Consider the following 13,670-nt stretch of genomic DNA (forward strand, 5'->3'; position numbering starts at 1 on the left):
AGCGTTGTAGGTTTCACGATAGGAAGCTTTAATTTTGAGGGCACCAATGGCGTTGGCGATAGTGGTAATAGTAGGCAATCAGTACCGCTGAGCGTGTGAGCATAAAGAGCGAAAAGGCTAGCCACAAACCATGGTTGCCAAGCCCTTGAAAAAGCCACCAAGCAGGTAAGTAAACTGCTAAACCGGTAAAAATGCTGTTGCGCATTTCGCGCACGGCGGTAGTGCCAATAAAGACGCCGTCGAGTAAATAGCTCCATACGGCAATCAATGGCATCACTATCATCCACGGCAGGTAGCTCGCGGCGGTAGCACGAACTTCTGCTAGCCCTGTCAGCAGGGCGACTAAGTAATTTCCGCCTAATGCGAAGGCAAGGGTGGCTGCCGTGGCTGTCCATAACGAGAAACGCGCAGCCGCTCGAACGGTTGCGGCAAATTCACCCCAGTCTCGGCGCCCATAGGCGCGCCCCACCAGCGATTCCGCCGCGTGGGCGAAGCCATCGAGTGCATAGCTAGTCAGCATAATAAATTGCAACAGCACGGCATTAGCGGCTAATACAGTGTCGCCCTGGCGCGCTCCTTGAGCGGTAAAAAAGGCCATGGCAAACAGCAGCCCTAAGGTGCGCACAAACAAATTGGCGTTAACACTAAATAGCGCTGAATAGGCTGACAGCACCAAAAGACGCTGCCGTTGAAAGCAGCCTTCCAGATGGCCAAGCTGGCGTAGGACTAAATAGCCACCAAAGGTGAGCGCGCTATAGTCGGCAATTACGCTGGCCAGGGCAACGCCGCCGCTGGTCATTCCTAGCCCCACCACAAACCAAAGATCGAGCACGATATTGACGCTGTTGGTCAGCACTAAAATCATTAGCGTGACGCGGGCATTCTGTTGGCCCAAAAACCAACCGAGGATGGCGTAGTTCGCAAGCACTGCCGGGGCTGACCAAAGCCGTATTTCAGCATACTCACGTGCCAGTGGCGTCGCCGCTTCGCTGCCATCTAACAGCCATAGGCCGAGCGAAATCAGCGGCGAGCCAAAGATAATCAGCAGTGCGCCAATAACGAACGCCATAATGAGTGACTGACCTAGCAAGTTGCGCACATCGCTATGCGCTTCGCGCCCAATTGCCTGGGCCACTAGGCCGGTGGTGCCCATGCGTAGAAAACCAAATCCCCAGTAGAGGAAGCTAAATAGCGTTGCACCGAGGGTCACGGCAGCCAAATAGCGAGAGTCGGGCAGATGCCCGACGACCGCCGTATCAACCAGGCCCAATAAGGGAACGGTTATATTCGAAAGAATAATGGGCCAAGCAAGGGTCCAAATACGCACGTCTTAGGGCTCTAGGCCGCAGTAATAATGCGGTATTTCTCCATGAGCTTCTCGTGGCTTTCGGGACGCTCTGGGTCGAGAGGAATACAGTCCACTGGACACACTTGTTGGCACTGGGGCTCATCAAAGTGCCCTACACATTCTGTGCATAAATTGGGATCAATAACGTAAATCTCATCACCAGGAGAGATGGCGTCATTGGGGCATTCAGGTTCGCAGACGTCGCAGTTAATGCATTCGTCGGTGATCATTAGGGCCATGGGCATACCTCACGAATGGCTTAACGCCCAGGTAGTGATATACCTGAGCGTTTTACTCAACATTATCGATAGCTAGATAGTGTAGTGCTTACGCAGTGCCTCTGCGACCTGCGGATGAACAAGCGGTGAAATATCGCCGCCCAGCTTGGCGATTTCACGCACAATAGTGGACGAAATATAGGAGTTTTCCACCGCTGGGGTGAGAAATACGCTCTCAAGTTCAGGGTTTTGCGCACGATTCATATTGGCTAGCTGTAGTTCGTATTCGAAATCCGAGACAGCCCGTAGGCCACGTAGAATAATGGTGGCTCCCTGTTCATGCATCATGGTAGTCAACAGTGTTGAAAAGCCGATGACCTCTACGTTAGGTAGCGAAGCACACACTGTTTTGGCCAGCGCGATGCGAGTTTCTAGCTCAAGGCTAGGCCGCTTGCCGGGGCTGGCTGCGACCGCAATAACTACCTTATCGAACATCCGCGCACCGCGCTCAATAAGGTCAAAGTGGCCGTTGGTGATAGGGTCAAAAGTGCCAGGGTAAACAGCAATGTTTACACGTTGATCGCTCATTTTGGTGTCTCCTGTTCGTCAAGCTGACCGAAAGGGTTGTCCGCCGTGAGCGAAACGGCGTGTTCATAACCTGGAATATGAATACGGTCGGCATGAATCTCAAGCTCTGGGCCTTCGAGTACCGCCTCACCGAACTGATAGCGAGGCGCATAGTGCCCACGGTCAGCACTTTCTAAATAAGCCTCAGCATTTGCTCGAACAGCTTCTCGGCGTGTTTTCCAAGCGTTGATAGCTGCACTACCATGACGTTTGATGAGCAAGCGCTCGGTGACCTGGGGAGAGAGCACTACGCCGGTGGCATTATTGCCGCCAAACCCTTTGGCATTAATAAAAGCGGCATCGGCGTCAAACGCCACTGGGGTGGTAGAAAAGCGAAGCCGCTTAGCGAATACATCATCCGCGACTGCATCCAAGGTGGGAATGCCGGGCAGCAGCCCATGGGCAAAGCTACCCAGTGCACTTACCAGTTGGTCGCCTGCTGCAGACCCTTGGGAGTGGCCGATAAATGCTTTAATGGCGACCACTGGCCAGTTCTCGATACCATTTGCGCGGGCAATTTCATCGAAAACATGGGATTCGGTAGTACGGTTTTTAGGGGTGCTGGTGCCATGGGCATGCAGGAAGGTACGCTCTTTGAGCGCTTTTTCGCCCAGCATATCTTTTACTAAAGCGGCGGCTTTACCTAAGGTGATGTAGTTGCCAATGCCGGGGGCGGAAATAGAGCGCTTAAAACCGTCGGCGTTAACGAATACATCGGGCACCGCACCTAAAATATCCGCCCCTAATTCAAGCGCTAACGCATCGTCCATTAACAGCACGAACTGGCTCGCTTCCGCCATGGTGAAGCCACAGTTACGCGCGAATGGGCGACATGCGCGCTGGTAGTCGGCGTTGGTAAGCAGCTCTAAAGAATCCAGTGCTTTCAGACTGGCATCATCGGCCAATGCGCCCATGGCACGAAAGCCTTCGATGATTTCGGGGGTGATTGGCGCATCGGCGGTGCCTACCATAACGACCCGGCATCGTCCGGCACGGATGTCATCAATACCCAGGCGCAGATTATATAAAAAGCTGGCGCAGGCACCTAAGGCTGCACCAGTACTACCCACGCTGCCTAATACATAGGCATTGAGGAAGTCGGCAGGCATTTGCCCATAGCCTAGCGGCATTTGCTTAGAGGTAGCGCGCTGACCGCTAACCAAGCTCTTGAGCAACCCCCCCCATCCTTGCTCATCCAACTGGCCGATGGAGTTGCCCGCGTATACCGCAATATGGTCAGGGTCTAGCCGTTGGCGAATCGATTCCCAAGCGAGCCCGCTAGCACCTAGGCAGTCACTAGCAGCAAATATTGCCATAGACAGCCCGCGTGGATGATGCACGCTGCGGTAAAGGCTGGCGGGGTCGAAGCCACTGGGCAGTTGGGCAGCCGCACGCACCTTTGGTTCTAAGGCGTCAGGCAGTAGGGCACTAAAGTTTCCCGCAGGCACGGTGACAGCGACTTCCTTCGCATCAAGGTCCTCTACCTGCCATCCTTCAGGTAACTGTTCGGGAAGCTGGCGGCGGCGCAAGGTAAAGCGCATCGGCTCGGTTAGCGTCATTTCTGCCCGTCGGTTGGCTGGCAAGCCGGGAGCGAGAAAGCGCGGGTCTTCGTTGCGCCGAATCAATGTGTGATTAAGCACATGATCGCGCAGGGTTTGAGCGGCAGGGGCAATGGCCTGGCCAGCACTATCATGCCCGCCGTTATCGTAATGCTCGGCAAGGCGCATTAGCGCTGCCAAGCTTGCCAGTGTTTGGCGCTGTTGGTCAGCTGGAAGAGCATCAAGCACGGTGCGGCGGAAGGCCTGATGGCCCGAGGTTCTGCCGGCGGGATTGATGCCGCCCATGCCGACAATCACCGGTAAGTGTGACAAGCCGGGTTCCTCGTGGTGCGGTGGTTTTAGTAACAGTTATTGTCAGAGGCGTAGCAAAAAAGTGCTGCTCATCTGAGCTTAATAATACGCTTGGGCGTGATCATAGCACCGGGCATACAACGGCGTCATGCCGCGTGCGCGGTAGACTGGTAGAATCACGTTTTTTTTAAGCAGGGGATGGCATGCAGCATACATCACGACCCGTGGTTTCCAATCAGCCAGGCCCGCATCAAGATGTGGCACGCCGGGTGGCACGTGCCTTGGAAAACCCGCTGCGGAAGCCAATCGCTGCGCATACGCAACAAGCGTTTCAATACGCCCAAACGTGGTTAATAAATCAGCAAGCGCCGTTGATTTTAGACGCTGGTTGCGGCGTGGGTCTTTCGACCCGCCGCTTAGCAGAGAGGTTTCCAGCGCATGCGGTGATCGGCATCGACCGCAGCGAGGATCGGCTACGTCGAGATCATGGTGAGCTGCCTACTAACGCGCTGTTGGTGCGGGCTGACCTTGTCGATTTCTGGCGTCTAGCTGAACAAGCAAACTGGGCGCCCGAGCGCCACTATCTGCTTTACCCCAACCCTTACCCAAAAGCAGCGCATTTAAAAATGCGCTGGCATGGACATCCTGTTTTCCCCACACTGCTAGCCCTTGGTGGGCATTTAGAAGTGCGAACCAACTGGCAGTTATATGTGGAAGAGTTTGCTCTGGCGACCGCTCTGGTAACGGGTAAGCAGGCATTGATTGCCTCGTTGGCTCCTAACGGCAGCTATTTAACGCCATTTGAAGCAAAGTATGATCAAAGCGGGCAAGCGCTTTGGCAGTTGCAGATTGAATTGGAGCGGACATGACGTTTGTATATCTAGTGCTGGCTATTGTTGCCGAAGTTATCGCTACTAGTGCTCTCAAGTCTTCAATGGGGTTCACGCGACCGCTTCCAAGCGTCATGGTTGTTGTTGGTTACGGCGTAGCGTTTTATTTGTTGAGCCTCGTGTTACGGACCTTGCCTGTGGGTATTGCCTACGCCATTTGGGCAGGTTTGGGCATCGTATTGGTCACGCTGGTTGGTATTGTGGTTTTCGGCGAAAAACCTGATTTACCCGCCGTTATTGGCATTAGTTTGATCGTGGCTGGAGTAGTCGTACTTCAAGTCTTTTCAAAAATGAACGTGCATTGAGGAAGGTAAGCGTGACGTGCTCAGATATTAAGTGCTCGGATATGAAGTTTTCAGCGGTTAATCATTTGGTTAAATCATCCATATGCCGCTGGCGTCGGGCGTTAGTCATTGGTGTAGCCAGCACTGTATTGTGTGCAAGCCCAGCACTGTATGCCGACTTCAGCCGCCTTGGTCAGCTAGAAAGCAAAGGTTTCTCTATTAGCGCTGAAGCGCGCTTACTCGATGCGGATACCGGCAGTAATGCATTATTGGGTAGCCTAAACCCTGATCGTCAGCTGTCGCCAGCTTCGGTCACTAAAGCCTATCTGTCTGCTGCGGCACTCAATCGTTTTGGGCCCCAGCATCGCTTTACCAGCCAACTCGTCAGCACAGGCAACGTGGAAAATGGCGTGTTGCGCGGCGACTTGGTATTCGAAGGTGGGGGGGATCCAGGACTGACTACTGAAGACCTTTGGCGGTTAGTTCAGCGCCTGCAGCTGGCCGGTGTGCGCGAAGTGGATGGCGCGTTGATTGTTAGTCAGTGGCGCTTTGGTCCTGTGGAGTGTATTACCACAGACCGTTGTAATGCACGTACCCGTGTCACCAACGCTTACAGTGCGCCGCTCACCTCGGCAGGTGTCAACTTTGGTAGCTGGTGCGCCAATATAGCCCCTGCGGCAGCAGCGGGAGAGCCTGCACGCGTGGGATTATGCGATAGTCAGGCGCCGCTAGTTGCGATTGATAACCAAGTTATCACGCGCCCGGCAAATAGCGGCACTGACATCAGTGCAGAGCGCATTACCGACGAGCGTGGTGATGTCCTGCGCCTCACTGGGCAGATTTCAACCAATGCTTCCGCCCGTGATGTTTACCGTGGCGCCGGCGATGCAGCAGAGAAAACGGCACAAGTATTGTTGAGCATGCTAAATCAGGCAGGTGTCAGCGTGCGTGACCCATGGCGGGTTAGTTCAACACAACCACCTAGCAGTGCACAGCGTTTAGCGGCAGTGGATAGTAAACCGCTCCAGGAGCTGCTGCTACGTACCATGAACTACTCTAATAATTACATGGCTGATGTGCTGGCGCTGAATCTGGTGGAAACACCCCAGGCGCAACTGCGCCAGGCAGGACAGGCGATAGAAGCCTATGCGCAGAGCTTGTCTGGCCACGGGCCGCTGACGTTACATAGCGGTAGTGGGTTGACGACGGATAACCGTACCTCCGCTCATGGTGTCAATGTGATGTTGGAGGACATGTTTCACCAAAGTGCCTTGTTCCCTAGCTTTGTTGCTTCCTTTCAATCGCCCGCCAATGGGGTTATGCGCTTTATTCGCCGTGGTTCACCGACCTTCCAGAATAACGTCATGTTGAAAACAGGTACGCTCAATCAGCCGTTTGCTGTTCGTGCTGTCGCGGGCTATTTCCGTACTTCTCAGGGGCGTTGGGGCGTGTTTAGTGTGCTAGTTAACGGTAGCGGCAGCACCCCTTATCTTAGTTGGCCCGAGGTGTTAGATCCGCTGTCGCTGGATTTAGATGCGATGATATTGGCTAATTAATCTTAACTTTACCGCCGAGGCAACGGGCATGAAGCCAGGACATACGGGATTAACCCATTTACTGCACTCAACGCGCTATTCATGGAAAGGGCTAAAAGCCGCTTTCAGAAATGAAGCTGCGTTTCGACAAGAAGTGGTTATTGCAGCGGTATTGCTGCCGCTGGCTTGGTGGATTGGAGAAGGGCCTATTAGCTGGCTGCTGCTGGTTGGCAGCCTGTTTCTTGTGCTAATTGTGGAGCTGCTTAATAGTGCCATCGAGAATGTTGTTGACCGCATTGGCACCGAGCATCACGTACTTTCAGGGCGTGCTAAAGATATTGGCTCGGCGGCGGTTATGCTGTCGTTGATCATGGCAGGCTTAACCTGGGGGCTGTTAGGCTGGCAAAAACTGATGGGCTAATTTGCTGCCACGCAACTCATACAGTGGTTAGCTCCATTAACAAACATAATAGATGCTTGGCGGAGAGGTGGTTATGCAGTTAAACGACGCGTTTTTACCCCAGGATGAGTTGCCAATAGCGCTTAGGCCTTCTGCACAGCGTGCATGGCAGCGGTTAAGTGAAGCGCTTAGCCAAGCTGATAATATTGCCTCAATGACCAAGCAACCGTTGCCTTCTAGCAGTTGGGAGGCACTTTCCAACACGCGCCGTGAAGCGTTAGCGAAAGTCGTTTCTATCTCAAGCTTTGCCCTAGATACCTTAGCGCGCTTTCCCCACTGGCTAATTGATTTGGATGTGGCTGGTGAGCTGGATGCGACGGCAAGTAAAGAAATGCAAGCAAGCTGGTTGGATGATGCGCTGGAGAATGCCGATGAAGAAGAGGCTATGCATCGTGCTATCCGCCGTTTTCGTCGTGCCCGCATGCTTGGCATTGTATGGCGTGACCTGAATCGCCCTGACGGTTACACCATGTGGGACACCGCTCAGGCGGTCTCGTGGCTGGCGGAAATTTGTATTGAAGCTGCGCTAAGCTGGCTTGAGCGTTTTTATGCCCCTCGCTGGGGGGTGCCTACGACGCGCGCGGACGGCTCGGATCAGCGGCTTGTCGTACTAGGCATGGGTAAGCTCGGCGCGGGAGAGCTCAATCTCTCATCTGATATCGACCTGATCTTCGCCTTTCCTGAAAAAGGCGAGACCGAAGGGGGGCGTAAGCCTCTTGAACACCAGGAGTATTTCACCAAGCTTGGCCAGAAGCTGATTGCTGCTTTAGATGCCATGACGGCCGACGGTTTTGTCTTTCGAGTCGATATGCGCCTACGCCCACTGGGAGACGGTGGCCCACTGGTGGGCAGTTTTTCGATGCTTTCCAGTTACTATCAAGACCAGGGCCGTGAGTGGGAGCGCTATGCCATGCTCAAGGCTCGCCCCGTCGCAGGAGATATTGACGGGGGGCATGAGCTGCTCGCTAGTCTCAGACCGTTTGTTTACCGCCGCTACCTGGATTTTGGTGCAATTGAGTCGCTACGTGAACTCAAGGCGATGATCAATCGCGAGGTAAAGCGCAAGGGTATGCAAAGTAATATCAAGCTAGGCCCTGGTGGAATCCGAGAAGTTGAGTTTGTGGTACAGGCGTTTCAGTTGATTCGCGGTGGGCGCGATACCGAGCTTCAAGTGACGTCGCTTAAGACTGCCCTGAACCGGCTGCCCGAGCTGGGGCTATTACCCCAAACGGTCGTTGACGATCTGCTGCCGGATTATGCGTATCTTCGTGATGTGGAGCACGCTATTCAGGCGCTAGAAGACCGCCAAACCCAAACGCTCCCCGTTGATGATGAAGACCGTGAACGGGTCGCTTTTGCCTTGGGGCATGAAGACTGGCCTGGGCTCATCGCGCAGTTGGATGAAGTGCGCGAACGCGTCCGTCAGCACTTTGATGCAGTGATCGCGGATCCAGAAGAGGATAGCGATTCAGAAAGCAGCGACGACAATCTTGGCCTGTCGCAGTGGCGGTTACTGTGGCGCGGCGAGCTAGAGCAAGAAGAAGCGTTAGCATTGTTGACTGATGCCGGTTTTCTTGAACCTGCGAAAGCGCTTAAACGACTGCATGGTCTTTACCACTCCCGCCAGGTACAAAGTATGCAGCGTATTGGCTTTGAACGGCTTGATGCGCTTATGCCACTACTGCTGGTTGCGGTTGCGGAAAGTGACTTACCGGATAACGCGCTTAGCGGCGTTCAACCGTTGATCGAATCAGTGTTAAGGCGTACCGCCTACCTTGCACTGCTGCGTGAAAATCCCCAAGCGCTTGAACACCTAATGAAACTGTGCTCGTCCAGTCACTGGATTGCTGAACAGCTGGCGCGCTACCCCATCCTGCTTGATGAGCTACTAACGCCGGACACGCTCTACACCCCCGCTGACAAGTCACGTTTGGCAGACGAGCTACGCCAAACGTTGAGCCGCTTGCCAGAAGATGATGATGAGGCGCAGCTGGAAGCACTTCGCGTGTTTAAGCATGCGCAGATGCTTCACGTTGCTGCCTCGGATATCGCCGGAACACGCCATTTGATGAAGGTGAGCGACTACTTAACGTATATCGCTGAAGTTATTTTGGATGCCGTGCTAGCGATGGCATGGAAACATGTCACGCGTAAACATGGTGTGCCAGAAGGTCTCAATACACAGGAGCCAGCGTTTCTGATTGTAGGGTATGGCAAGCTGGGGGGCATTGAGCTTGGTTATGGCTCTGATCTGGACTTGGTTTTTCTTCATGATAGTGATGGGAAGGGAGTCACCGATGGCGCTAGGCCTATTGATACGCCAGTCTTTTTTACGCGATTAGGCCAGCGCATTATTCATCTATTAACGGCCATAACTCCGGCGGGTAGTCTCTACGAAGTGGATATGCGCCTGCGCCCCTCGGGCAACGCAGGTTTGTTGGTTACCTCATTAGATGCCTTTGCAGAGTATCAGCGCCAAAACGCCTGGACCTGGGAACATCAGGCGTTAGTACGCGCTCGCGTCGTAGCAGGAAATACTAAGCTTGCGGAAAAATTTGATGCAATCCGTGGTGAAATGTTGTGTCGTGAGCGTGACCCACACGCTCTGAGAGACGATGTTGTTAACATGCGCCATAAAATGCGTGATCACCTTGGTTCAAAAGGGCAGGGTTCAAAAGGTCAGGGTTCAAAAGGACAGCCAGATAATGCAGAAGGGGAAGTGTTTAGCCTGAAGCATGATGCGGGAGGCATGGTCGATATCGAATTTCTCTGCCAGTACGCAGTGTTATCACTCGCTCACGACACACCTGCATTAATAACGTATAGCGATAATATCCGCATTTTAGAAACTCTCGCGCAGAGTGGGCATCTCACCGAGTCAGAAGCGGAGCAGCTTCGGGAAGCGTATCTCGCTTATCGTAGCCATACCCATCGTGCGGCGTTAACTGGGGAAAAAACCATCGTTGATGCACAGGCATTCAAAGCCCATCGTGATGTGGTTATCGCACTTTGGCAGCGTTTTCTTGAACCTTGATTGGCGAGGTGAGTGTTTTTCAGTAGCATCGATAGGGAAGATAGCCTGATAACAATAAGGATGTACTCCCTATGCCAGCTACAGTTCGTCTTTACGCCCTCCGATCGGCGGAGGGCGCATGATCGGTCATATTCTTGCCACTTTGTTACCGGTGTTCTTAATTGCTGGCTGTGGTGCGGTCTATGGGCGTTACCGTAACCCTGATATTCGTAGTCTCAATACGCTCAATATGGAGCTATTTGTTCCACTGCTGGTATTTGCTGTGCTGGCAGATCGCCAAGCCCCTTTAGCAGATTATGCGTGGCTTGCCATTGCGGCGGTGGCCGTAGTGCTTGGGTCTGGTTTGGTGCTTTGGCCGGTAGCTAAATGGCTGTCGCTGGATACAAAAGTGTTTTTGCCGCCAATGATGTTTAATAACTCTGGCAATATGGGGGTGCCACTATTGGTGCTTGCCTTTGGGCCAGAGGTGCTGCCAGCCGCAGTGGTCGTGTTTATTGTCGAGATGCTACTGCACTTCTCAGTGGGTCTTTATATGTTGGACCCACGCACGTCACTTTGGCGACTGTTACGCATGCCCATTGTTGCTGCAAGCCTAGCAGGGTTGGTAGTTAATGTGGGAAGCGTGCCGCTGCCGAGCTGGTTGTTGGAAGCAATGCATATGCTTGGTGGTATCTGTATTCCACTGATGCTGTTCGCGCTGGGCGTTCGGCTACTAGAAATTGACTTTAGTGACTGGCGGACTGGCCTGTTAGGCGCGGTGCTGTGTCCGCTTTCTGGCATAGTGATCGCACTTCCACTCATGTGGTTACTGCCGTTAAATCCGCTACAAACGGCCGTGCTACTGGTGTTTGCTGCACTGCCACCTGCAGTTCTGAATTACTTAGTGGCAGAGCAGTATAAACTCGCCCCACAAAAAGTGGCTTCATTGGTGCTGATCGGCAATTTAGGTAGCTTAATCGTTATGCCGCTGACATTAGCAGCGGCATTTGCCTGGATACAAGCGCCGCCTTAACAGCGGCGATATTCAACGGTTGATTAAGAACGGCGGTGTTCGTCTTTAACTTCGTAACTACCTTCTAGTGCATCGTACTGGCCCTTAGATGCATCACTGTGAGCGTAACCACCACCGATATCCTGAGCATGGTCAGCGCGCATTTGCTCCATGCGTTTTTTCATTTTATGGCGGACAAAAGGCATCATTGCCCATCCGATAAGCAGGAAAAAAAGTCCGAGCACGACACCAACGATCATCAGCGCTCCAAACGCTAGCCATGTTAGTAGCAGTTTAAAGCTACCCATTAGACCAGTTGGCTGGGTTTGGGCTGCCCGTGCACGCCACTGGTTAGCAGCTTGCCACGCGGCATTGCGTTGATCGCGATTCATTTGCGGCATGAAAGCCTCCATCGTTCGTATGCATTTGTTGGAACACAGACGGGGTGTCAAGTTCCTGGCCTGGGTTAACATTTCTTTATTTTGGGGGCGGCAACCCGTTATATGCCTATGTTAGGTTAATGGCCTAACTTGGTACGTTTGATGTTAAGTAACTGGTATACATTCGGTATTTCATAATGCCAGCATTTATCTGTACCGTTTGCATTATGGTACACAACGCTCATCTAACAGGATGGTTATATGGCAAATCATGGCGGTAAGTCGGTTTTTGTCGCATCAGCGATCATTATATTCGGCTTAGTTATTATTGGCGCTGCATTTCCAGAAGGCTTTGGTAATGCAGCCCAAGCAGCGCTTACATCAATTACTGAGCTGTTTGGCTGGTTTTACTTATTTTCAGTATTTGGTTTTGTGGTTTTTTTGATCGGACTTGCACTGAGTAAGTACGGAAAAGTGCGTCTTGGCCCTCAAGATAGCACGCCTAGCTACAGTTTTTTCTCTTGGATTAGCATGTTGCTGGCTGCCGGTTTTGGCGTCGGGCTGGTGTTCTATGGGATGGCTGAGCCAATGACTCACTATATTAATCCCCCTTATGGCGATGTTCCTGCCGAAACGGATGCTGCCGCACGCTATGCCATCCAATACAGCTACTTTAACTGGGGCATCCACCAGTGGGCGGCGTTTTCTGTTGTGGGCTTGATTATTGCCTACTTTCAATTTCGGAAAGGGCAAGCCGGGCTGGTGTCTTCTGTACTCTCTTCGGTGACGGCTAAACATCCCCGCGTTCGCCCTTACGCATCATGGTTGGATATTTTTGCCGTGGTTGCCACCGTTATGGGGGTTGCCACTTCGCTTGGTTTAGGTGTGTTGCAAATGAATGGTGGCCTTAATGCGGTGTTCGGTTTGCCGGAAAATGGCTTTTGGCAGTTTGTTATTCTGTTTGTCATGTTCTGTGCTTATATGGCATCGACCTGGTCAGGCTTGGATAAAGGGATTAAGCGATTATCAAACCTAAACATGATTTTATGTATTGGCTTGATGCTATATGTGTTAATTACCGGCCCTACCGTTGCTATTTTAGAGACTATTACCTTAGGTATTGGTGATTACTTACAAAATTTTATCGGTATGAGTCTGCGGATTTCCCCTTATAGCGATAACGAGTGGGCGAGCAGCTGGACTATCTTCTATTGGGCATGGGTGATTGCCTGGTCTCCCTTTGTCGGTACCTTTGTGGCACGGGTTTCTCGAGGTCGTACGATTAAGGAGTATGTCTTTGGCGTACTGTTTGTGCCGCCGCTATTGGCCTGTTTATGGATTGGCGTATTTGGCGGTGCTGCGCTTAATTTGGAAATGTCGGGCAGTGATGTAGGGTTGGCGGCCGCTACTGAAGCCAATATTACCGTAGCGTTATTCGAGATGTTCGAGCTGATGCCTTTCACCGGGGTATTGTCGGTAGTAGCTATGATGCTTATCTTTATTTTCCTGGTAACGTCAGCTGACTCTGCGTCTTATATCGTGGCGCAAATGACCGATAACGGTTCTATCAATCCACCTCTATACAAGCGCATTATTTGGGGAGTTTTGATCGCGGCGATTTGCTTAACGTTAATAGTGGCGGGGGGGCTTTCTGGTCTCCAGTCGGCAGCAGTGCTTTCAGCATTACCGTTTACCTTTATTTTGTATATGATGATTGTAGTGTTAGTTCGCGAGCTAAGGGCTGACCGCAAAGCGATGCTGACGCAGTTATATCGTCGCCATGGGGAAACGCCAGTGGGTGCCGATGCGTTTGAAGCGGAGCAGTTGGGTGAAGAAGAGCGCCTACGCCGTGCTCCAAGCGTCGTCAATCGGCGTATTAATAGCTAAATCATTCGCTTATTTACAGGGAACGCACACATGGACAAGGCGTGCTAATGGCCCGGCAAGGACACCACGGTGCCACGAGGAAAAAGCCCAAAAGAGTGGTTTTTGATCGCTGGCTGGATCGCATTGTCACCGTTGCTGTGGTCACAGCGATGGTGGTGGGTACTGC

The 13,670-nt window shown here is 52.5% G+C and carries 12 protein-coding genes; 7 read left to right on the plus strand and 5 right to left on the minus strand.

The genetic code is table 11. The features are described 5' to 3' along the window. Positions 1–28 precede the first annotated feature (28 nt). The 4 genes from K1Y77_RS02685 to K1Y77_RS02700 all read right to left on the minus strand — a co-directional run bounded on the left by K1Y77_RS02685 (position 29) and on the right by K1Y77_RS02700 (position 4,037). A complete protein-coding gene (locus tag K1Y77_RS02685) occupies positions 29–1,327 on the minus strand; it encodes an MATE family efflux transporter (protein ID WP_030074750.1) in 1,299 nt (432 codons plus the stop codon). 11 nt (positions 1,328–1,338) lie between these two features. Beyond that, positions 1,339–1,587, minus strand: a complete 249-nt coding sequence (locus K1Y77_RS02690; RefSeq protein WP_030074752.1) for a YfhL family 4Fe-4S dicluster ferredoxin — start codon at positions 1,585–1,587, stop codon at positions 1,339–1,341. A gap of 72 nt (positions 1,588–1,659) precedes the next feature. Further along, complete coding sequence (gene coaD, locus K1Y77_RS02695; RefSeq protein WP_030074754.1) at positions 1,660–2,154, minus strand: pantetheine-phosphate adenylyltransferase; 495 nt, start codon at positions 2,152–2,154, stop codon at positions 1,660–1,662. Continuing rightward, positions 2,151–4,037 carry a beta-ketoacyl synthase gene (locus K1Y77_RS02700; protein ID WP_035537023.1) on the minus strand — a complete coding sequence of 629 codons (1,887 nt, stop codon included), beginning with the start codon at positions 4,035–4,037 and terminating at the stop codon, positions 2,151–2,153. The genes coaD and K1Y77_RS02700 overlap by 4 nt, the downstream gene beginning before the upstream one ends. Positions 4,038–4,246: 209 nt before the next feature. On the opposite strand from K1Y77_RS02700, the gene trmB reads away from it, so the two are divergent. From trmB to K1Y77_RS02730, 6 genes are all read left to right on the plus strand, one after another. Next, entirely contained in the window at positions 4,247–4,912 is a 666-nt protein-coding gene (gene trmB / locus K1Y77_RS02705) for a tRNA (guanine(46)-N(7))-methyltransferase TrmB (protein ID WP_030074758.1), read from the plus strand. Further along, positions 4,909–5,238: a DMT family transporter gene (locus K1Y77_RS02710; RefSeq protein WP_030074760.1), complete on the plus strand. Its 330-nt coding sequence runs from the start codon at positions 4,909–4,911 to the stop codon at positions 5,236–5,238. The genes trmB and K1Y77_RS02710 overlap by 4 nt, the downstream gene beginning before the upstream one ends. Positions 5,239–5,279: 41 nt before the next feature. Next, positions 5,280–6,773 (plus strand): D-alanyl-D-alanine carboxypeptidase/D-alanyl-D-alanine endopeptidase, encoded by a 1,494-nt coding sequence (gene dacB / locus K1Y77_RS02715; RefSeq protein ID WP_264430203.1) that lies wholly within the window; start codon positions 5,280–5,282, stop codon positions 6,771–6,773. 28 nt (positions 6,774–6,801) lie between these two features. Next, positions 6,802–7,173 carry a diacylglycerol kinase gene (locus K1Y77_RS02720; RefSeq protein WP_030074764.1) on the plus strand — a complete coding sequence of 124 codons (372 nt, stop codon included), beginning with the start codon at positions 6,802–6,804 and terminating at the stop codon, positions 7,171–7,173. 73 nt (positions 7,174–7,246) lie between these two features. Further along, positions 7,247–10,246: a bifunctional [glutamate--ammonia ligase]-adenylyl-L-tyrosine phosphorylase/[glutamate--ammonia-ligase] adenylyltransferase gene (gene glnE / locus K1Y77_RS02725; RefSeq protein ID WP_264430205.1), complete on the plus strand. Its 3,000-nt coding sequence runs from the start codon at positions 7,247–7,249 to the stop codon at positions 10,244–10,246. Between the two features lie 118 nt (positions 10,247–10,364). Further along, positions 10,365–11,258: an AEC family transporter gene (locus K1Y77_RS02730; protein WP_030074768.1), complete on the plus strand. Its 894-nt coding sequence runs from the start codon at positions 10,365–10,367 to the stop codon at positions 11,256–11,258. Between the two features lie 23 nt (positions 11,259–11,281). Here K1Y77_RS02730 and K1Y77_RS02735 read toward each other — a convergent pair whose 3' ends face one another. Further along, positions 11,282–11,638 carry a hypothetical protein gene (locus K1Y77_RS02735; RefSeq protein ID WP_030074770.1) on the minus strand — a complete coding sequence of 119 codons (357 nt, stop codon included), beginning with the start codon at positions 11,636–11,638 and terminating at the stop codon, positions 11,282–11,284. A gap of 240 nt (positions 11,639–11,878) precedes the next feature. Between K1Y77_RS02735 and K1Y77_RS02740 the strand changes: the two genes are divergently transcribed. Beyond that, on the plus strand, positions 11,879–13,504 hold the full coding sequence (locus K1Y77_RS02740) for a BCCT family transporter (protein WP_264018852.1): 1,626 nt from the start codon (positions 11,879–11,881) through the stop codon (positions 13,502–13,504). The last annotated feature ends 166 nt before the right edge of the window (positions 13,505–13,670 follow it).

The sequence above is a fragment of the Halomonas qaidamensis genome (genome assembly GCF_025917315.1).
Taxonomy (GTDB): domain Bacteria; phylum Pseudomonadota; class Gammaproteobacteria; order Pseudomonadales; family Halomonadaceae; genus Vreelandella; species Vreelandella qaidamensis.